This is a genomic window from Saccharibacter sp. 17.LH.SD (assembly GCF_009834805.1).
Taxonomy (GTDB): Bacteria; Pseudomonadota; Alphaproteobacteria; order Acetobacterales; family Acetobacteraceae; genus Saccharibacter.
In genome coordinates this window covers 244,486-262,794 of sequence record NZ_WVHO01000011.1, presented here as the reverse complement: position 1 = coordinate 262,794, position 18,309 = coordinate 244,486, and the positions used below count along the sequence as shown (strand labels likewise).

Below are 18,309 nucleotides of genomic sequence, written 5' to 3'. Positions count from 1 at the left end.
ATTTTTGAAGAATGTTTTCCTCTATTGGTTGAGAAAGAATATGAATCGTTAAATAGATCATGTAATGATCCAGGGAATTGCGTGAGGATGAGTACGTAACGTTCTTTTCTCTCTAGTGTCGTTGTACACAGCAAGTCATTTGGCTTTGATCGTTTATTATTGCTTTCTTTATCGTGGTAAGGGACGGGCTCGGGCTGTTGATGAATGGTTTTTAGGATTAAGCAACGGTATAGCATCTAGTGAGTCTTTATGGCGGCGAGAGTAAGATGAAGCTTGGTGTAAGACGATTGGTTTGGTCCGTATTAGTTCCAGCTGGAGCTGGAGGTATTGTTGCGGCAATCGTCTGCGGTGTTATTGTGTGGTGGTCTCGTCCAGGGGACTCAAATCCGTCCTCTATGGGACATGCACCACCATTTTCTTCTATTTTTCATCCGCCGCCTGTTCCTGTGTCACCACCTTTGGTGCGCCCAACTAAGGAAGATGTGAAGGTGGGGCCGCCGCCCGCTCTCCCTTCCCCTCCTACCCCTCCTATGACTGTTCCCATCGTATCTTCTGGTTTACCAAGCTTTGCACCATTGGTGCGGCAGGTGATTCCCGCTGTTGTGAATATTTCTATTTCACGAGATTCCGATGGGCGAAGTTCCTTGGGGAATACGACGGTTGTCGATCCATCAGGTGGTGGTGGCTCCACAGAGACGGAGAAGGGTCGAGCACGGCATAGACGTCGTTCGCGTGAAAAAGAAACAGAGGCGAAGCATAACCATCATACAATAAAGTTGCATCATGGGCAGGGGCGTCGTCGCGTTATTCGACCCGCAGATGATGATACGACAGGGGCAGGGTCTGGTTTTGTCGTAGATGCGTCGGGGATTATTGTAACGAATCGTCATGTCGTTGGTGGTGCGAGCCATGTTATGGTGTCGCTCTCAGATGGTCGGGTATTGCCAGCACGTATCTTAGGGGATGATCCGATGACGGATATTGCTGTCATCAAGGTTGAGAGCAATACACGTTTGCCGTGTGTGACGTGGGGGGATAGCCGCCAAGTTGAAATTGGGGATTGGGTTGTTGTTGCAGGCAATCCCTTTGGCTTTGGTTCTTCTGTGACGGCAGGGATTGTTTCGGCAGTAGGGCGTGATCTTGGGATCGGCGCGCTTGATGACTTTATGCAGCTTGATGCTCCGATAAATCCCGGGAATTCTGGTGGGCCTGCGTTTAATTTGCGTGGGCAGGTTGTGGCTGTGAATGCGGCTATTGCATCACCGAGTGATGGATCTGTCGGAATTGGTTTTGGTATTCCAGCAGAAATAGTAGCTCCAATTGTTGAGTCAATTGAGAAGACTGGGCATGTCGAGCACGGATGGTTAGGTGTGACGCTTAATGATGAATCATCGCCGATGTGGGTTGAAGATGTGGATCGTAATGGGGCGGCTTGGTACGGCGGGTTACGCAAAAAAGATGAAATTTTAGCGATGGGAAATGTGTCTGTTCATGATGCGCGGACAGTGTTGCGCAGCGTGGCGGCGGCCCATCCTGGTACTGTGTTTGTCTTTACAATCCGCCGGCATGGGGTAGTGGAGAAGCTCTCCGTTACGTTAGGAAAACGGCCTGCTTCGGCTTTTTAGGTAAATGCCGAAGCAGGTTTGTTATAATGAGGCTTAGCCTTCGCTCCGTATGAAAGAGGGCTAATCAAGGCTCCAAGATAACGCGAGCGGACACAGTGACGTGGATTTTTTGCTCTTCAGGAGTGCTTTGTGGTGGAGCTGCTGAGCGTGCCGAGGCCATGAGCATCATGCGTGGTGCAATGGGTTCTTCGGGGGGTGGGCCAAAACCAATTTGAACGCGCTCTATTCTAGCAAGTTTCATTCCAAGAGCTTGAGCATCGCTTTCTGCTTGGACACGGATCTTCTTCAAGGCATCCAGGCGTGCTTGGTCTTCTAATTTTTGACGCGTCTGTGGATCGATGGACCAGTCCATATCGTTCAGGCCGAGACCTTGAGATTGTAGCTGTTCCGCCAAAGCAAGGAGATGCGCACTGTCCGAACCCTGTAGCGTCAGAGATTGTTCCGCGCTCCAGCGCTGTGGGCCGCGCTGTGTGTATTCTTGTGAAAGGGTATAATTTCCTGCATGTAAACTGACATCTTTTTCACGTTCTGCCGTATCCATAGCGGTCTTAACCATTTGGTTTAGACGTTGCTGAGCCGTTACAGGAGAAGTGTTTTGCACGCGTGCTGAAAAGTGAATGGCGAGCTGATTAGGCATCGCCCCAGCTTCACCTTGTGTATTGAAAATCAATACTGTGCTGCGGGTGTGAGAGGCTGTTTCAGAAGACATAGGAGCGACGCTACTTTCTGCTGCATGACTTGCTGTTGCTAGCGGGAGACTCAGCAAACAAGCAACGGCAAGCGTAGGGGTATAATGAAGAACGCGAGCAGGGTGACGAATCATTGAAGTGATCCTTCATGTTTTTTGAGCAATAGTAGGGCACGCCGTAACCGTTCAATACCGGCACGGACGTGATGATGGCCGCAGAGAATCTCGCCTCTTTTCTGCAAAAGGCGTGCGTCTTCCATGACGCCTACAGGAATACTGTGAGGGAGACGAATTTTCTCGGATAAAGCCTGATCTAGTTGCTGGCAATAAGCATTACTATCGCTTGTGATCACAAGGTCTTTTGATGACATCGGTGTAGTCGGCACAGGGTGCGCACTATCGGCCCGTCCAATAGAAGGGAGATTTGCGAGAAGCACAAGGACGGTCAGGAAAAATATAGTGCGCATGGCGCTACTATGCACGATAAGACCTTTTCTAAATATGGGAGAAGAATGAATAATTTGTTAGATTAAGTTATGAGGAAGTAGCCGCTTCAATATGTTTCGGATCAGGAAGATCTTGAATTGGAAGACGAAGCGTCGCTTTGAGGCCTGGTTCGGCATTACTCAGTGAAAATTGTCCATGGTGAAGGCCGGCGATGGCTTGGACGAGAGAAAGACCTAGTCCAGAACCTGGGGTACTACGCGCTGTTTCTGCGCGGAAGAAGCGTTCATGAGCGCGCTGCATATCTTTTTCATCCATGCCTGGCCCTTGGTCTCTCACACTAATTTCAATGCCAGAAGGGTGGGTGCTGGTGCTTGGGATTGTTTGGGCGCTCAGGGTGATTTGGCTATGAGGTGGGGCGAATTTAATGGCATTATCAAGCAAGTTCGCTAATGCCTGCTGGAGCATATGTTCGTCACCAATGAGTGTAGGAAGAGGAGAGAGCTCTACATGAAGTGTAAGTTCTGCAAGTTCTGCTGAGGCTTCGTAGAGTTCTGCAATTCCTTCGAGAAGGGGGGTCAAAGCGACGGGGGCAAAAGCTGAACGACGCGAACCGGCTTCAATCTGAGCAATGCGAAGGAGAGCTTCGAAAATGCTCGTGATGTGGTCTAGGTCATCAACAGCGCGGTCGACCGCATCGCGGAGTTCTTCCGTTGATTGGGCATGAAGCGCTGCATCTTCAAGCTGTGTACGAGCCCGGGCAATTGGGGTGCGGAGGTCATGCGCAATTGCATTGGAGACTTGTTTGACGCCTTCCATCAGCCGGTTAATACGGTCCAGCATCGTATTAACCGTCTCTGCGACCAGATCGGTTTCACTGCCGTTTAGGGCAATACGGTGATTGAGGTCGCCGCTGGCGACAGCGGCTGTTGTGCGTGCAATAGAATGGACAACGCGCAGAAAAAGACGTCGCACAACAAGAGCACCGCCAATTGCGAGAAGGGAGACCATTAAGGCACACCAGATCAGTGTCTCTGTAATGATATGTCGTAGTAAGTGACGTCCACGGACATCATGACCAACAATAAGTTTGAAGCCGTCAGGCAGGTCATAAGCTTTTAATTTAGCTTGTGTGCTAAATGTATAGCGCCGGATAGAAAGCTCATAAAAATGATTGCTGCGTGTTATGGCAACGGGCCAGCCAGGAAGATTACCGGCAAAGCGTTGTCCATGCTTATCAATGAGAAGATATAAAGCATCATCATCGACATTTTGCTCTAAACGCTCTTCAATTGCGTCACTGAGAGCATTAGCACCCCCAAAGACCCAGCGGCGTGTCAGCTCTTGAGCATCACTGTCGATTTCGGTTTGGACATGGCGGTCAAGAAGGCTGGTGGTGCTCCACCAGGTGAAGGAGAGAAATAATCCCGCGGAGAGGAGGAAAATAGCACCATAAGCAATGGCGAAGTTGACACCCGCAGAGCGGACTGGCCAGGGGCGACGCGAAAGGAAGCGCCACCAAAAAGGAGCTGCGGGGCGGGTATCAGGGGACATCGACAAGGTTAATGATTATTTTGCGGATCACGCAAAATATACCCTGCGTTACGAACAGTATGAATCATGGCTGTTTCAAAGGGGCGATCAACTTTTTGCCGCAGGCGAGAGACGTGCACATCAATGACATTTGTCTGTGGGTCGAAGTGGTAGTCCCATACTTTTTCAAGCAACATAGTCCGGGTTACAACTTGCCCAGCGTGACGTACGAGAAATTCTAAGAGGCGGAACTCACGTGGTTGGAGGTCAATTTTTTGACCATCGCGTGTGACGTCGCGAGATAGTAAATCAAGTTCCAATGGGCCAACACTTAGCGTTGTTTTGGAACTGACCTCTGCTTGTCCACGGCGCCCTAAGGCTTCTACGCGTGCTAAAAGTTCGGAAAATGCGAATGGTTTTGTGACATAGTCATCGCCACCAGCTTTAAGTCCAGCGACACGTTCATCAACATCGGACAGCGCGGAAAGAATCAGAATTGGGGTACTCTTCTCCTGTCCACGTAACGTTTCGAGAATATGAAGCCCATCCACGCCGCCTGGGAGCATGCGATCGAGAATAATAACATCATAGGCCTCGCTTACCGCGAGAAAGAGCCCATCTTTGCCGTTATCAGCCTCATCGATAGTGTGCCCACTTTCTTTTAAGCCTTTAACCACGAAAGAGCGGACGGTAGGATCATCCTCAACCAGCAGGATACGCATGATGTTTCATTTCCCCTGTTTCTGGGCCAAAATCAAACCCGTTACGGATCAGAAGATAGCGACATGTGATCTGTCTGGAAAGGTAAAGAAGTGGATCTTGGTTTTGTACGCTCTGAGAGCGTGTTAGTCTCAGTCTCCATAAAGAAATTTTGATTAGAGGTAGAGTCTTATGGAATATCGTAAACTTGGCCGGACAGATCTTTCTGTGAGTGAAATCTGCCTTGGAACCATGACATTTGGTCAGCAAAATACGGAAGCTGAAGGGCATGCTCAGCTCGACATGGCTTTGGATCAGGGTGTCAATTTTATTGATACGGCGGAGCTCTACTCTATTCCGCCTAAAGCAGAAACATATGGGGCGACTGAAAAGATTATTGGAAGTTGGCTTAAGCAACGTGGTCAGCGTGACAAGGTTATTCTTGCAAGTAAAGTGGTCGGGCGGAGCACCAATTCTTGGTATCGGCCGGATGGGAAGGGTGCACGCCTCACGCCTGGGCAAATCCGCTATGCTGTTGAAGGTTCTCTACGGCGATTGGGGACTGATTATCTCGATTTGTATCAACTTCACTGGCCAGACCGTCAGGTTAATCTTTTTGGTGAGGGAGGCACCACGTTTCGTACGTTATCAGAGGCGGATGAGGTGCCCATTGAAGAGACACTTGGCGGCTTAGGGGAGTTGGTTAAAGAAGGGAAAATTCGTCACGTAGGTCTTTCTAATGAGACAGCGTGGGGAGTATCTCAATTTTTGGCAGCATCGCGGGAAAGGAAATTGCCGCGCATTGTTTCGATTCAGAATGCATATAACCTGCTCAACCGTACTTATGAGATTGGATTAGCGGAAATAGGGTTACGAGAAGATATTGGTCTCCTCGCTTATTCGCCGCTTGCCCAAGGGTATTTAACGGGGAAATATTTGGATGGTGCACGCCCGGCAGGCGCTCGTACGACATTGTTCAATCGTGGGCAACGATATGAGAAACCAGGGGTCGATCAAGCCATTCGGGCTTATATCAAGATCGCGCATGAAGCAGGGATTAATCCGACGCAATTTGCTTTAGCCTTCGTGACATCGCGTCCTTTTGTAACGTCCAATATCATTGGGGCGACAAGTACGCAGCAGCTACAGACGGCTTTGGATTCTGTAAATGTGAAGATGACAGCTGAGCTTGAGGAAAAGATTAACGCTGTTCATCAGTTGAATGCGAACCCTGCTCCATAATGTCGGAAAGACGTGTTGGTTCCTTCCAGCTCAGTGTACGTCGTCAAGGACAAGCTAATGTGCTGGAAGGACTACAGCAGCAGGGATGTTGTCGCATATTATTCCCGCATCAGTCGTTTTCTCGGCGTGTGGAGGGGTTGGACGTCGTTCTTATCAATACATCGGGGGGCCTTGTTTCTGGTGATGCGATTGATGGTCAGTTTGTGTGTCATTCTGGGGCTGTTTTAAGTGTTACGGCGCAAGGAGCAGAACGCGTTTATAAGCAAAGAGTGAAAGATAATCATGTCGATATAACGTTTCATGCCCGTGTGGATTCAGGGGCGTTGTTCGAATGGCTCCCATGTGAAACCATCTTCTATGATGGAGCGTCCTATAGACGTCAGATGCGTGTAGATCTTGCGTTGGATGGCGGATTTCTCTCTGGGGAGTGTCGTGTTTTTGGACGATTGGGGGCAGGAGAGCGTGTTGATACCTTGTTTTTGTACGATCGTGTGAGTGTGTATCGCGATAATGTTCCTGTCTTCATTGAACCGGTGCGTCTAGATTGTGGTCAAGGCGGTATGCAGCGTGTGTTTTCCCATCAGGCTGTCATGGCTGAGCAGCGTGTGATGTTGAGTATCCTATGGGTGCCACCGCAAAGCCAGGCGGAGAGACTTCAGGACATGTTAAAGGCTGCACGTGAGATAGTGATGTGTTATGACCGCGCTGTTGAAGCTGCCGTATCCAGTTGGAATGGCGTGCTGGTTGTGCGTGCTTATGGTGCGCGGCTTCATGTGGTGTGGCCCCTGTTACGTCAGCTGATGGGGATGCTGCGAAATGGTCGTAAGGAGCCCCTTTCTTGGCAAAAGTGATGTTTTGCTAGGTATTGTCCCAAGAGTGGGGTGTTGCCGGACATGCTTCTGGCGCTAAGAGGGGCGACGAAGCCTTCCGTCCCGAATTAGGAGACATATCATGGGAAAGAGCGTTGCCGAGTTTTTTGTCGAGGCCCTGAAGGCAGAAGGCGTTGAATACGTTTTTGGTTTGCCTGGTGAAGAAAATATCCGTTTTGTTGATGCGCTTAGAGGGTCTGGAATTCGTTTTATTCTGACACGGCATGAGCAGGGAGCGGCCTTTATGGCCGATATTTATGGCCGTGTGACCGGTAAAGCGGGTGTATGTATGGCAACGCTTGGGCCGGGTGCGATTAATTTGTTACAAGGTGTAGCAGACGCCCAAACAAACAGCTCTCCTCTTGTGGCCATGAGTGCGCAAGTTGGATTGAATCGTATTTACAAAGAGTCTCATCAGGTCATTGATTTGCAATCAATGTTCCGCCCTGCCACGAAATGGTCTGAGACTGTTTTAACACCAGCTTCTGTCCCGGAAATGGTGCGAAAAGCTTTTGCTTTGGCTCAGGATGAGCGGCCAGGCGCGACATATCTTGCGGTGCCTCAAGATATCGAAGAATTAGATTTACCAGAAAATCTTAAGCCATTGCGTGCGGGTAATATTGGCCAAGGGCGGCCTGACCCAGCGTATATTGAAGAGGCTGTTGCTGCGTTAAAGAAAGCAAAGCATCCTATCATCCTGGCTGGGCATGGGGTGGCTCGTACTGGGGCTTCTCAAGCATTGGTTGCGTTAGCGGAATCATTAAACATCCCTGTTGCAACAACGTTTATGGGGAAAGGGGTTATTGATGACCGCCATCCTTTAGCGCTGGGCGTTATTGGGTTTATGCGTCGTGATTACGAGAATTTTGCCTTTGATGAATCAGACTTGATTCTCTCTATTGGATATGAGTTGCAAGAGTTTGCTCCGTCTCGGATCAATCCAGATGGGGATAAGACGATCATTCATATGCATACGATTCCTGTTGAGACAGATTCTTGTTACACCATTGAAGTGGGTGTGATTGGTGATATTGCTCTTGGGATGGATGCGTTGCGTGAAGCCGCGGCTGGATTGTCCTTTTTAGCGCAGCCTGTGCCTAAAATTCGTGCTTTGCTTGAAGAGGAACGGCAAGCTGGTTCTCAGGACACAGCAATGCCCATTAAGCCGCAGCGTGTGGTCATGGGGATTCGTGAAGTCATGGGCGATGATGATATCGTTCTGGCAGATACGGGCGCTGTTAAAATGTGGATGGCGCGGCTTTATCCAACCTATAAGCCGTTGACATGTTTGATGTCGAATGGCCTTTCAACCATGGCTTTCTCATTACCTGGGGCTATCGGAGCACATTTGGCCTATCCTGACCGGCGTGTTTTGGCTGTCATGGGCGATGGGTCTTACCTGATGAATGATCAGGAAATTGAGACGGCTGTTCGTGAAAAAATTCCGTTGAAGATTTTGATCTGGGTTGATGATTCTTATGGCTTGATTAAGTGGAAGATGGATATGGAGCTTGGCCGTCATAGCGGTGTGGATTTCCAAAATCCTGATTTTGTTGCCCATGCAGAGAGTTATGGCGCAAAGGGATATTTGATTAAGTCAGAAGATGAGTTTGTTCCAACCCTCAAGAAGGCTTTGGAAGAAGACGGTGTTTCCGTCATTGCTTGCCCTGTTGATTATAGGGAGAATACGCGCTTGACGGATCGTCTTGGGCAATTGACCATGACCTTCTAAGAGGTTTTTGACAGGTAAGGAGGGGGAATATCCATGCGCCTGACTCCACGTGAGAAGGATAAGTTGCTGGTAGCGTTGGCCGCTATGGTCGCGCGTCAGCGTTTAGAGCGTGGGGTAAAGCTAAATATTCCCGAAGCGATTGCTCTCATATCGGATCATGTTCAAGAGGGCGCGCGAGATGGGCGTTCTGTGGCATCATTGATGGATTCAGGCGCCCGTATTTTGCATCGTGGTCAGGTGATGGAGGGGGTAGCAGACCTTATTCCCGAGGTGCAGGTAGAGGCAACGTTTCCTGATGGCACGAAGCTCGTAACGGTTCATCATCCCATCCGGTTTTCTCCTGAAAGCACACAAAATCAAGAGTCTCTCATTCCGGGAGAGCTACGCCCATGCGAAGGGCAGATCGATCTTAATGTGGGACTAGAACGCCGTCATTTACTCGTGGTGAATACGGGCGATCGAACAGTACAGGTAGGAAGTCATTATCACTTCGCTGAGGTCAATCCAGCTTTGAGTTTTGATCGCGATGTTGCGCTGGGTTATCGTTTGGATATTCCTTCGGGCGGGGCTGTGCGTTTTGAACCTGGGCAAGAACGAGATGTCACGTTGGTTCCCTATCAAGGGGCTGGGCAGATTATTGGTTTTCATGAAGGGGTTATCTTCTCTGAAGATGAGGGGGAGGTTTCGTGAGCCGTTCTTACGCGATGGATCGTTATGAGTATGCCCATACATTTGGCCCGACAACGGGGGATCGTCTGCGTTTAGCGGATACAGATTTGTGGATTGAGGTGGAGCGTGACCTTACCATTTATGGTGAGGAAGTGCGTTTTGGGGGTGGAAAGACGATCCGAGATGGTATGGGGCAATCCCAGCGAAGTCGCGCTGAAGGGGCGATGGATACTGTCATTACAAACGCTCTCATCATCGACCATTGGGGGATTATTAAGGCGGATATCGGCCTGCGTGATGGCCGTATTGCTGTTATCGGAAAAGCAGGGAACCCAGATGTACAGCCAGGAGTAGATGTTATTATCGGTCCTGGGACGGAAATTATTGCCGCAGAAGGGAAGATTGTTACAGCGGGAGGGATGGATAGTCATATCCACTACATTTGCCCACAGCAGGTAGAAGAGGCATTATGTTCTGGCGTTACGACTCTTCTTGGTGGAGGAACCGGGCCTTCAACGGGCACTGCTGCGACGACGTGCACACCAGGCCCCTGGCATATCGCGCGAATGTTACAAGCAGCGGAAGGGTTACCGGTTAACCTTGCCTTTGCGGGGAAAGGGAATGCTTCTCGTCCTGGTGCTTTAGAAGAAATGGTGCGTGCTGGGGCTGCGTGTTTAAAGCTTCACGAAGATTGGGGCAGTACACCTGCGGCTATTGATACATGTTTGTCTGTTGCGGATCAGATGGATGTACAGGTGATGATCCATACGGACACGCTCAATGAAGCGGGTTTTGTAGAAGAGACGATTAAAGCGTTCCGTGGGCGGACGATCCATGCGTATCATACTGAAGGGGCTGGCGGTGGGCATGCGCCCGATATCATTCGGGTTGCAGGGCTGCCGAATGTTCTCCCATCATCGACAAACCCAACACGTCCTTATACGGTCAATACCTTAGATGAGCATTTAGATATGCTCATGGTGTGCCATCATCTTGACCGTCGTGTGCCTGAGGATATTGCGTTTGCGGAAAGTCGTATCCGTGGGGAGACTATTGCGGCAGAAGATATTCTGCATGATATGGGCGCCATTTCTATGATTTCCTCCGACAGTCAAGCTATGGGGCGTGTGGGAGAGGTTATCCTTCGTACGTGGCAGACAGCGGATAAGATGAAGAAACAGCGTGGGACATTAGCGGGTGATGGCGCTGCTGATAATCAACGCGTTAAACGGTATATCGCGAAATATACGATTAACCCTGCCATTGCTCATGGTGTTTCACATGAAATAGGGTCTCTTGAAGTTGGAAAACTCGCAGACATAGTTTTATGGACGCCGGGTTTCTTTGGGGTGAAGCCTGATATGGTGGTTAAAGGCGGAACGATTGTTCACGCTATGATGGGGGACCCTAATGCGTCTATTCCCACCATTCAGCCCGTACAAGGGCGGTTTATGTTTGGGGCTTTTGGTGGGGCCTTGGCAAAGAGCTGCCTAACATTCGTCTCTCAAGCATCGCTCGAGCGTGATCTTGCTTCTGATTTGGGATTAAAGCGAGGTCTGAGTGCGGTGAAACACACGCGGGGAGAGATTGGGAAGGCGGATATGATCCACAATAATGCGCTCCCTGAGCTGGAAGTGGACCCAGAGACGTATGATGTACGGGCAGATGGGGAATTATTACGGTGTGAGCCGGCGCGTTCGCTTCCGATGGCACAACGTTATTTTCTGTTTTGAGGGGGAATAAAATGCGAGTTGTTGAGGTTGTTCTCGCGGGGAAGTGGGATGAAGCGCAGGCTGTGGATCAGTTCCGTGCAGATTATGAAGGGCGCTATCGGCGACGTATGGTTGTCTCTCTGCACTCTGGAAAAGAGGTACTGCTTGATTTACCTCAGGCACGGCATTTGCGGGCAGGGGATGGATTACGCTGTGACGATGGTCGCCTCATTTTAGTAGAGGCTGAGCCTGAAGATGTGGTGGAGATCACGGCTGCGGATTCCCTCAGTTTAATGCGCCTAGCTTGGCATTTGGGGAATCGCCATTGTCCAACCATGGTGGAAGTGGACCGTCTTTTGATCCGTCGCGATCCTGTATTGGAAGATATGCTGCGGGGATTGGGAGGTCATCTGCATCTATTGCAGGCTGGTTTTGATCCAGAGGGAGGGGCTTATGAGTCTCAGAATGGAGAGAGCGCCTCACATGGTGGACACCACCACCACACGGCGTGATGGTCACACATAACGCACTTCTGATTCGATTATTGGCATGGGTGTCTCCCGCTTTCCCTATTGGGAGTTACGCTTATAGCTATGGTTTAGAGTACGCGATTGCTCAGGGTGATGTGAAGGATCGTGAAACCTTATGCGATTGGATAGCGTCTCTTCTGGGCCATGGCAGTATTCAGCTTGAGCTTGTATCGGCACGCGCTGCATTTCGTGCCGATACGTATAAGGATCTCTGTGCGGTTGCTCAGATGGGATGTGCGATGGCCTCTTCTCGTGAACGTTTTGAAGAGACAGTTCAACAGGGAGAAGCTTTTTTACGTGCTGTTCGTGTATGGGGATTTGGGGCGGAATTACTAGAGGAACCACACCTTCGGTGGCCACTTGCTGTCGCGTATGGGGCCGTATTTCGCCAAGCTGGGATGGATGAAGAGATGCTCGTTCTGGCTTATGTGCAGGGCGTTGTGAACATATTGATCTCTGTTGCTGTGCGTCTTGTCCCATTAGGGCAAACGGATGGTTTGCGTGCTTTGGCAGCAATGGAAGTTTCTATGACAGAAGCTGTCCAGATGAGTGCGACTCATTCTTTAGAAGAGGCGGGAAGCTTTTCGCCGCGTGCTGATTTGGCAGCTATGCAGCATGAAACATTAGAAATGAGGTTATTTCGAACATGATGACGCATTCTCGGCCAGCCTTACGTGTTGGTATTGGTGGTCCTGTAGGGAGTGGTAAGACAGCATTGATGGATGCGCTGTGTAATTCTTTACGAAATCGTTATGATATAGCGGCAATTACCAACGATATTTATACGCGAGAGGACGCAGAATTTCTTATTCGTGCAGGCTCTCTGCCAGAAGGTCGAATTTTAGGGATTGAGACGGGAGGCTGTCCTCATACGGCTATCCGTGAAGATGCCAGTATTAATCTCGCAGGGGTTGATACGCTTCAAAAAAACTTCCCGGGCCTTGAGGTTATTCTGATTGAAAGTGGTGGCGATAATTTAGCGGCGACTTTTAGTCCAGAATTGGCTGATTTAACGATCTATGTGATTGATGTTGCGGCAGGCGATAAAATCCCTCGTAAGGGTGGACCAGGAATTACGAGAAGTGATCTTTTGGTGATCAATAAGACAGATTTGGCACCTCTTGTTGGGGCTGATTTAGGGGTTATGGACCGTGATAGCCGGAGAATGCGCGGGGAGAGGCCTTTTGTCTTTACGAATATTCGTGCACGCGAGGGGGTCGATGCTGTAGCGCAGTTTATTTGCGAGAAAGGTGGTTTGCTCTAAAGGTTAGAGAACTTTCTTCATGCGGATAAAGGGAACGTCCTTTTTGAAAAAAGGCGAACCTCCTGTGGTAAAATGAAGTTTCTCATAAAATTTGGTTGCACTCAGGCGCGCATCAAGCACGAGCCGTTTTCCCCCATGATGCCGGGCTTGATCGAGGAGATATTTGAGAAGGAGGGTGCCTAACCCTTTGCCTTGATAGTCTGGAAGGATAGCGAGTTTGCGTAATTGTATCTCGTGTGACGGTAGCAGGAAGAGAGATGCGCATCCCACTAATGTGTTTTGGCAGAAAATCCCGTAGTGAAAACCCTCCTCATCATGAGGAACACGGCATGCTTCTTGGGTGAGAGAAGGCCATAGCACCTTCTGGCGAAGAGGAAGACAGTCGTTTAGGGAAATAGGGGTGATGGTGGGATCTGATCTATTCATAGTGGACTGGTGTATAGGATCGGCGAATATCACTTTTTTATAAGGAAATGTGTGTCGCTATTATTTTAGGTTTTGTGCTGAACATCACGGACTAAGAATCCATCTTTGACGATTTCAGCTTTGAGTTCTGGATTATGGCGGAGGAGGCGTCTTAAGGCTGTGAAGGCATGGTAACGCCCATGGAGCGTAGCAGCCTGACGGTCTTTTAGAGCTTCTGGGGTAACGTGGATAGGGCATCCAGAACGGTGAGATAAATCTTGTAATGCTTCGTCTAAACGTTGAACGGGGAAATCATAGCGATTAATAGCCTGAGGCTGGCACGTCGCTTTAGCTGTTATTGTAAACCCTAACTGAGAGATGAGCAATGCAAGGGTAAATCGAGTAAATCTGAGTGTCATGACGACTCCATAACTGCGGGCTGAGCAGGAGTGTATTCTATAAAAAAAACCGCCTGGGAAGGCGGTTTTTTTTGACACCATAGTCAATAAAAGCACTTAAAGCGCTTTAAGACCTACAGCAGCTTCTCTGCCGTTACGTCCAGTTTCAATGGTGTAAGAAATCTTTTGGCCTTCATTGAGGCTCTGCATACCAGAACGCTGCAGTTCAGAAATGTGAACGAAGACATCCTGATCACTATTATCTGGTTGAATAAAACCAAAACCTTTGGTTGGGTTAAACCATTTTACGGTGCCTGTTTCCATAACGAGGCTCCTTTATATAACACGGCAGTCGCGAAAAAACGTTATTCGCTATCATCACCTCCAGAATGGAAACAGAACGTCACGTACTTTCTGCTCACTAGAGAGGCACTACCTTGCGTGCACTATGTTCCATCCAGTGAGGGAATGCAAGTTCTTTTTGAAAGAAAGTGACATATCTTATGTTTTTAAAGGGAATTAATGGCTCCAGGTTGTTTTCTTTAAAGCGAGCAAAAGCCCTCCCATGATTACAAGATAGAGCAGAACACAGCTTCCGATGATGGAACGTGTTTTCCGGTGAGAGTCATTGCTCCATTGTAAAAAGGCTGTCACGTCATGGGCCATCTGGGGAACAGTGGCTTTCGTACCATCCGGATAGATCAGCATATTGTCATGTAAAGGAGGTGGCATACGGAAGCGATGGTGATGGGTAAGGGCTGTTGGATTATAATATGCGTGAGCCGCTAAGGTCATGCCGGGAGGTGGGGCATGATAATCTTGTAATATCGCTTCAATATAGGGAGTTCCGCCTCGAATGGTACGAGCAATATGGGAGAGATCAGGCGGAAAATCTCCACCATTAGCGGCTTTCCCAACAGCAATGCTTGGATATGGAGACGCAATGGGAGACTCTAAGTTGGCCTGATGCTGTTTGCTCCATTCTTGTAAAGCTGGGAGAGAAGAGGTGAGAGCCGCCATATCTCCATAATGTGCTTGCTCCATACCGTGGCAGGCGCTGCAGACATGTTGGAAAACAAAGAGTCCCCTTTGCTCGGCTGTGTCGGCGATGGCGGGTGTTATCGTAAAGAGGCCACCCCAGAAGAAACCTACAATCAGGATCATTGATCTCATGAGTGGTCTCCCTTCGGAGAGAGGCGTTCATGTCGTGCGGTCAGAGGAAGGATAAGTAAAAAGACACTGAACCATACAATAAGGCTTAGTCGGCTGAGCCACAGCCATATCGTGCTTGGGGTATGTAACCCGGCGATGCCAAGTGTGAGAAAAGCCATGAAAGCAAGGGTCATACCCACTCTGATAGTAGGACGGTATGTGGCGTTATGTCTTGGAGATTGGTCAAGCCAAGGGAGAGCAAATAAAATAATAATGCTGGTTGCCGCAATAATCAGGCCACCAAGGCGAGAAGGGACGGCACGGAGCATGGCGTAGAAAGGGGCAAGATACCATTCTGGCGTAATATCGCTCGGGGTTTTAAGCGGGTCAGCGGGAATGAGATTACTTGTTTTCTCGAGCCAATCAGGCAAAAAAAAGATTAAAATAGCATAAATAATGAGCACGCCGCATACAGCAAGACCGTCTTTGATGCTGTAGTCAGAGTGGAAGGGGCGGGTTGTGGTGATGGGGGTAGGGCTGTCAGCTGTTGGGTTGCTGGAGCCAACACCATGTAGGCACAATACGTGAAGGCCGATGATTGCAAGAACAATAAAACCAAGCGTGAAATGCAGCACGAAAAGCCGATGAAGTGCAACGGTTCCGAGGTCATTCCCACCAAGAAGAAAGGTTACAAGTGGTTTCCCTAGGGCTGGGATGGCTTCGATAGCATGTGTGATAACCGTTGCCCCCCAATAAGACATTTGTCCCCAAGGAAGGACATAACCGGCAAAGGCCGTCGTCATAAAGAGGACCATAAGGAGGAGGCCACTGAGCCATACAAGCTCACGTGGTGCTTTATAGGAGCCGTACCACAAGCCGCGGCCTATATGGAGGTATAGAGCAGCAAAAAAGACCGTCGCCCCGCCCATATGGAGGGAACGAATGAGCCAGCCAGACGGAACGCGGCGTTCGATGGTTTCGATACTGCTAAAAGCTTGTTGAATATCAGGGGTATAATTGAGAGCGAGAAACAGGCCGCTGGCTCCCATAAGTAACACAATAGCGATTAAGCAGGCCCCTAATGTCCACCACCCATTCACAGGGGGCATGGGGAAGCGTGAGAAATGTTGATGTAAGGGACGTAAAAAAGGGAGTCGTTTATTGAGCCAATGAGAAAAGGGAGAGGGTGGAGGGGTCATTGAAGAGGCTTTCCTATCTCTCAGATTTGCTGGATGGTATTTATATCAAAATGAGGATCGGCTTTGCTCATACCGAGGCGTAATTTTGTTGAGGTTAGGAAGAATAAAGGAGGGACAGGTAAGTTATAGGGAGCTGGCATGTTCTGTAAAACACGTCCAGCACCGTCAAATTGTGACCCATGGCAAGGACAGAAAAAACCTCCCGAGCTTGGCAATCCCGGGATGTCATGCATCGTGGGAATACAGCCTAAATGGGTACAGACCGTAATAAAAACCCCGTATTCGGGATTTAAGGAGCGATAGAGATTGGCGGCATCAAGAGGTTGTTGCCGCGCTTTAGAGTAGGGGTCTCGCAATTGACGGAGGAGCTCGGCACTCTTCAGGGCTTCCTGCATTTGTGGCGTGCGCCGTTGAATAGAGACAGGCCAATGACGCCAGATGACGTTTTTTTGTGCCCCAGGAGTGAGATCACTTACATCAACATCAAGAAGGGCACTTTCTTCTTCCGCTTGTTGAATGGCTGTTTGTGTACCACGAAGACTATTAAGAAAAGGCACTGCCAGAGCACACGCTCCAGCGCCACCAAGGGCTGCCGTGCTGATTTCTAATACGTGGCGACGCGTCGTGGTAGGCGCATGACACTCCTGTGACGAAGATGGCGGATGAGATTGTGGTGTATCGTCCATAAAAATCTCTCAATGTCCACGGCGCTGTCGTAAAATTGAGCTTTAGTTTAGTATTTCATGAAGTGTACAACAATACCCATAACAATTTGCAAATTTTCATGCCCTCTTGTCGATTTTGGGAGATGACAGCACAACAGAACCTAAACGAAGGGGATGGTGGTTTTTACATTGATAAAGCTGTTACAATCTTATGTGACGTAACAGATTGGGATAATGAGGATACCCGGAATGTTGGCATTTATCGCCTGCAAGTTAAGGGTAAGAATCGCATGAGCATACAGCCAGTACCGGCGCATGATATTGCCATCCATTTGCGCAAAGCAGAAGAAATAGGCCAAGATTTACCCATTGCTATGTGTATTGGGAATGATCCGATCATTAATACGGTCGGTTCGATGCCTATTTTCTGTAACCAGTCCGAATACAAGATGGCAGGGGCGATTGCACAAGAGCCTTATCCCGTTGCTAAAGCTAGAAATGGGTTACAGGTCCTTTGGGGACTGAGATCATTTTTGAAGGAAAATTCTTTCGAGGGTTCGTGAAAGTGAAGGGCCTTTTGGCGAATGTACCGGCCATTATTCAGGCGTTCGCCGGATGCCAGTTCTAGAAATCACGAAAGTATCTCATCGTAAAAATCCTTTGTTTGAGCATCGTTACCAGGGCATGCCCTGGATCGAGATAGATTATCTCATGGGGGGACTATTTGTGCCCTTTGCATGTGCAGCTCAAGCAGGCTTTCCCTGAAATTCAGGCTGTGAATGCGCTTTATACGCATGTCTTGTTGTTATCGTATCGACGAAGCGTCGTTTTGGAGATTTGCTAAGGTTGTCATCGTCGTTTGATGAAACGGTAGAGCCATTTAATCTGAATCAGGTGATGTGGGCGATTTCGACAAAATTCAATCTAGAGTTTTTTTAGTTCAAATATCGGGTCTAGCTGTTTTGCCACTCGCTCCTGGTTCCAGTCTGGCAGGTATGACGCATAAGCTTTGTTATTGGATGCAACGACGCTGGTCATGGCGGAAACATACGGTCATTATGGGCAAGAATTAAAAGACCCCGTTGTAAATCTGCTAAGATAGGTATTCTGACTGCATCTCCGGTCAATGGAGTGTGGGAGGTCTATCAGTGTGAAACATGCATGTTTGCTTGGCGACGCACTGAGCCTGATTTTTTATTACGAATCCCAAGAGTTACGGCTCTGAGTTTAAGCTCAATCAAGCAGAGTTGGATGACACACCAATTATGTCAGAAATTCCTATCCCATTGCACGGACGTGACGGTGAGAAGAGTTTTGGCGAGGGATGATAGCTATTTTACGATCTTACCTTGCTTCTAGGTAAGATCGTAAAATAGGCTGTTTAACACAGCATAGATATTGTTTTTTGTGGGAATGGTAAGTTTCTAAGAGCTGAGTAGTTTCCCCTCGGTCGTACAGGGTATGAGAAAGCTTACCCCCAGTA

General features: G+C 49.0%; 22 protein-coding genes. 12 read left to right on the top strand and 10 right to left on the bottom strand.

Annotated elements, in window-relative coordinates; all coding sequences use genetic code 11:
* The first annotated feature begins 266 nt into the window (after nt 1-266).
* Nucleotides 267-1,625: a S1C family serine protease gene (locus GS501_RS07940; protein ID WP_237442476.1), complete on the top strand. Its 1,359-nt coding sequence runs from the start codon at nt 267-269 to the stop codon at nt 1,623-1,625.
* A 64-nt stretch (nt 1,626-1,689) separates the two neighbouring features.
* On the opposite strand, the gene GS501_RS07935 is transcribed toward GS501_RS07940, so the two are convergent.
* From GS501_RS07935 to GS501_RS07920, 4 genes are all read right to left on the bottom strand, one after another.
* Nucleotides 1,690-2,448 carry an SIMPL domain-containing protein gene (locus GS501_RS07935; protein WP_160831324.1) on the bottom strand — a complete coding sequence of 253 codons (759 nt, stop codon included), beginning with the start codon at nt 2,446-2,448 and terminating at the stop codon, nt 1,690-1,692.
* A complete protein-coding gene (locus GS501_RS07930; protein ID WP_160831323.1) occupies nt 2,445-2,780 on the bottom strand; it encodes a hypothetical protein in 336 nt (111 codons plus the stop codon). The genes GS501_RS07935 and GS501_RS07930 overlap by 4 nt, the downstream gene beginning before the upstream one ends.
* Nucleotides 2,781-2,847: 67 nt before the next feature.
* On the bottom strand, nt 2,848-4,311 hold the full coding sequence (locus GS501_RS07925; protein ID WP_160831322.1) for an ATP-binding protein: 1,464 nt from the start codon (nt 4,309-4,311) through the stop codon (nt 2,848-2,850).
* An 8-nt stretch (nt 4,312-4,319) separates the two neighbouring features.
* A complete protein-coding gene (locus GS501_RS07920; RefSeq protein WP_160831321.1) occupies nt 4,320-5,012 on the bottom strand; it encodes a response regulator transcription factor in 693 nt (230 codons plus the stop codon).
* A 169-nt stretch (nt 5,013-5,181) separates the two neighbouring features.
* Here GS501_RS07920 and GS501_RS07915 point away from each other — a divergent pair, with 169 nt between their 5' ends.
* The 8 genes from GS501_RS07915 (at nt 5,182) to ureG (ending at nt 13,007) form a co-directional block, all read left to right on the top strand.
* Nucleotides 5,182-6,231 (top strand): aldo/keto reductase, encoded by a 1,050-nt coding sequence (locus tag GS501_RS07915; RefSeq protein WP_160831320.1) that lies wholly within the window; start codon nt 5,182-5,184, stop codon nt 6,229-6,231.
* The gene (locus GS501_RS07910; protein ID WP_160831319.1) at nt 6,231-7,082 is read left to right on the top strand and encodes an urease accessory protein UreD; all 852 of its coding nucleotides are present in this window, start codon (nt 6,231-6,233) and stop codon (nt 7,080-7,082) included. The genes GS501_RS07915 and GS501_RS07910 overlap by 1 nt, the downstream gene beginning before the upstream one ends.
* Before the next feature lie 100 nt (nt 7,083-7,182).
* The gene (locus tag GS501_RS07905) at nt 7,183-8,832 is read left to right on the top strand and encodes an acetolactate synthase large subunit (RefSeq protein ID WP_160831318.1); all 1,650 of its coding nucleotides are present in this window, start codon (nt 7,183-7,185) and stop codon (nt 8,830-8,832) included.
* Nucleotides 8,833-8,865: 33 nt separating this feature from the next.
* Entirely contained in the window at nt 8,866-9,522 is a 657-nt protein-coding gene (locus GS501_RS07900; protein ID WP_160831317.1) for an urease subunit gamma, read from the top strand.
* A gap of 14 nt (nt 9,523-9,536) precedes the next feature.
* Nucleotides 9,537-11,234 carry an urease subunit alpha gene (gene ureC / locus GS501_RS07895; protein ID WP_160831457.1) on the top strand — a complete coding sequence of 566 codons (1,698 nt, stop codon included), beginning with the start codon at nt 9,537-9,539 and terminating at the stop codon, nt 11,232-11,234.
* Between the two features lie 11 nt (nt 11,235-11,245).
* A complete protein-coding gene (locus GS501_RS07890; RefSeq protein WP_160831316.1) occupies nt 11,246-11,725 on the top strand; it encodes an urease accessory protein UreE in 480 nt (159 codons plus the stop codon).
* Complete coding sequence (locus GS501_RS07885) at nt 11,725-12,393, top strand: urease accessory protein UreF (protein ID WP_160831315.1); 669 nt, start codon at nt 11,725-11,727, stop codon at nt 12,391-12,393. The genes GS501_RS07890 and GS501_RS07885 overlap by 1 nt, the downstream gene beginning before the upstream one ends.
* The gene (gene ureG / locus GS501_RS07880; RefSeq protein WP_160831314.1) at nt 12,390-13,007 is read left to right on the top strand and encodes an urease accessory protein UreG; all 618 of its coding nucleotides are present in this window, start codon (nt 12,390-12,392) and stop codon (nt 13,005-13,007) included. The genes GS501_RS07885 and ureG overlap by 4 nt, the downstream gene beginning before the upstream one ends.
* A gap of 3 nt (nt 13,008-13,010) precedes the next feature.
* On the opposite strand, the gene GS501_RS07875 is transcribed toward ureG, so the two are convergent.
* The 6 genes from GS501_RS07875 to petA all read right to left on the bottom strand — a co-directional run bounded on the left by GS501_RS07875 (nt 13,011) and on the right by petA (nt 16,847).
* Nucleotides 13,011-13,433, bottom strand: coding sequence for a GNAT family N-acetyltransferase (locus GS501_RS07875; RefSeq protein ID WP_160831313.1), 423 nt, complete (start codon nt 13,431-13,433; stop codon nt 13,011-13,013).
* Between the two features lie 65 nt (nt 13,434-13,498).
* Nucleotides 13,499-13,831 carry a hypothetical protein gene (locus tag GS501_RS09890; RefSeq protein WP_202405355.1) on the bottom strand — a complete coding sequence of 111 codons (333 nt, stop codon included), beginning with the start codon at nt 13,829-13,831 and terminating at the stop codon, nt 13,499-13,501.
* A 96-nt stretch (nt 13,832-13,927) separates the two neighbouring features.
* Nucleotides 13,928-14,134, bottom strand: a complete 207-nt coding sequence (locus GS501_RS07870; protein ID WP_160831312.1) for a cold-shock protein — start codon at nt 14,132-14,134, stop codon at nt 13,928-13,930.
* A gap of 195 nt (nt 14,135-14,329) precedes the next feature.
* The gene (locus tag GS501_RS07865) at nt 14,330-14,983 is read right to left on the bottom strand and encodes a cytochrome c1 (RefSeq protein ID WP_160831311.1); all 654 of its coding nucleotides are present in this window, start codon (nt 14,981-14,983) and stop codon (nt 14,330-14,332) included.
* The gene (locus GS501_RS07860; RefSeq protein ID WP_160831310.1) at nt 14,980-16,161 is read right to left on the bottom strand and encodes a cytochrome b N-terminal domain-containing protein; all 1,182 of its coding nucleotides are present in this window, start codon (nt 16,159-16,161) and stop codon (nt 14,980-14,982) included. Before GS501_RS07860 ends, GS501_RS07865 begins: the two co-directional genes overlap by 4 nt.
* Nucleotides 16,162-16,181: 20 nt before the next feature.
* A complete protein-coding gene (petA, locus tag GS501_RS07855) occupies nt 16,182-16,847 on the bottom strand; it encodes a ubiquinol-cytochrome c reductase iron-sulfur subunit (RefSeq protein ID WP_160831309.1) in 666 nt (221 codons plus the stop codon).
* A 122-nt stretch (nt 16,848-16,969) separates the two neighbouring features.
* Between petA and GS501_RS09885 the strand changes: the two genes are divergently transcribed.
* The 3 genes from GS501_RS09885 to GS501_RS10145 all read left to right on the top strand — a co-directional run bounded on the left by GS501_RS09885 (nt 16,970) and on the right by GS501_RS10145 (nt 18,185).
* Nucleotides 16,970-17,389, top strand: coding sequence for a UbiD family decarboxylase domain-containing protein (locus GS501_RS09885; RefSeq protein ID WP_237442475.1), 420 nt, complete (start codon nt 16,970-16,972; stop codon nt 17,387-17,389).
* Nucleotides 17,370-17,591: a UbiD family decarboxylase domain-containing protein gene (locus GS501_RS10150; protein ID WP_370517978.1), complete on the top strand. Its 222-nt coding sequence runs from the start codon at nt 17,370-17,372 to the stop codon at nt 17,589-17,591. The genes GS501_RS09885 and GS501_RS10150 overlap by 20 nt, the downstream gene beginning before the upstream one ends.
* A gap of 237 nt (nt 17,592-17,828) precedes the next feature.
* A complete protein-coding gene (locus tag GS501_RS10145) occupies nt 17,829-18,185 on the top strand; it encodes a non-oxidative hydroxyarylic acid decarboxylases subunit D (protein ID WP_370517977.1) in 357 nt (118 codons plus the stop codon).
* The last annotated feature ends 124 nt before the right edge of the window (nt 18,186-18,309 follow it).

Coding starts and splice junctions, on each gene's coding strand:
- GS501_RS07940 (WP_237442476.1), top strand. CDS start 267: ATGAAGCTTGGTGTAAGACGATTGGTTTGGTCCGTATTAGTTCCAGCT.
- GS501_RS07935 (WP_160831324.1), bottom strand. CDS start 2,448: ATGATTCGTCACCCTGCTCGCGTTCTTCATTATACCCCTACGCTTGCC.
- GS501_RS07930 (WP_160831323.1), bottom strand. CDS start 2,780: ATGCGCACTATATTTTTCCTGACCGTCCTTGTGCTTCTCGCAAATCTC.
- GS501_RS07925 (WP_160831322.1), bottom strand. CDS start 4,311: ATGTCCCCTGATACCCGCCCCGCAGCTCCTTTTTGGTGGCGCTTCCTT.
- GS501_RS07920 (WP_160831321.1), bottom strand. CDS start 5,012: ATGCGTATCCTGCTGGTTGAGGATGATCCTACCGTCCGCTCTTTCGTG.
- GS501_RS07915 (WP_160831320.1), top strand. CDS start 5,182: ATGGAATATCGTAAACTTGGCCGGACAGATCTTTCTGTGAGTGAAATC.
- GS501_RS07910 (WP_160831319.1), top strand. CDS start 6,231: ATGTCGGAAAGACGTGTTGGTTCCTTCCAGCTCAGTGTACGTCGTCAA.
- GS501_RS07905 (WP_160831318.1), top strand. CDS start 7,183: ATGGGAAAGAGCGTTGCCGAGTTTTTTGTCGAGGCCCTGAAGGCAGAA.
- GS501_RS07900 (WP_160831317.1), top strand. CDS start 8,866: ATGCGCCTGACTCCACGTGAGAAGGATAAGTTGCTGGTAGCGTTGGCC.
- ureC (WP_160831457.1), top strand. CDS start 9,537: ATGGATCGTTATGAGTATGCCCATACATTTGGCCCGACAACGGGGGAT.
- GS501_RS07890 (WP_160831316.1), top strand. CDS start 11,246: ATGCGAGTTGTTGAGGTTGTTCTCGCGGGGAAGTGGGATGAAGCGCAG.
- GS501_RS07885 (WP_160831315.1), top strand. CDS start 11,725: ATGGTCACACATAACGCACTTCTGATTCGATTATTGGCATGGGTGTCT.
- ureG (WP_160831314.1), top strand. CDS start 12,390: ATGATGACGCATTCTCGGCCAGCCTTACGTGTTGGTATTGGTGGTCCT.
- GS501_RS07875 (WP_160831313.1), bottom strand. CDS start 13,433: ATGAATAGATCAGATCCCACCATCACCCCTATTTCCCTAAACGACTGT.
- GS501_RS09890 (WP_202405355.1), bottom strand. CDS start 13,831: ATGACACTCAGATTTACTCGATTTACCCTTGCATTGCTCATCTCTCAG.
- GS501_RS07870 (WP_160831312.1), bottom strand. CDS start 14,134: ATGGAAACAGGCACCGTAAAATGGTTTAACCCAACCAAAGGTTTTGGT.
- GS501_RS07865 (WP_160831311.1), bottom strand. CDS start 14,983: ATGAGATCAATGATCCTGATTGTAGGTTTCTTCTGGGGTGGCCTCTTT.
- GS501_RS07860 (WP_160831310.1), bottom strand. CDS start 16,161: ATGACCCCTCCACCCTCTCCCTTTTCTCATTGGCTCAATAAACGACTC.
- petA (WP_160831309.1), bottom strand. CDS start 16,847: ATGGACGATACACCACAATCTCATCCGCCATCTTCGTCACAGGAGTGT.
- GS501_RS09885 (WP_237442475.1), top strand. CDS start 16,970: ATGACAGCACAACAGAACCTAAACGAAGGGGATGGTGGTTTTTACATT.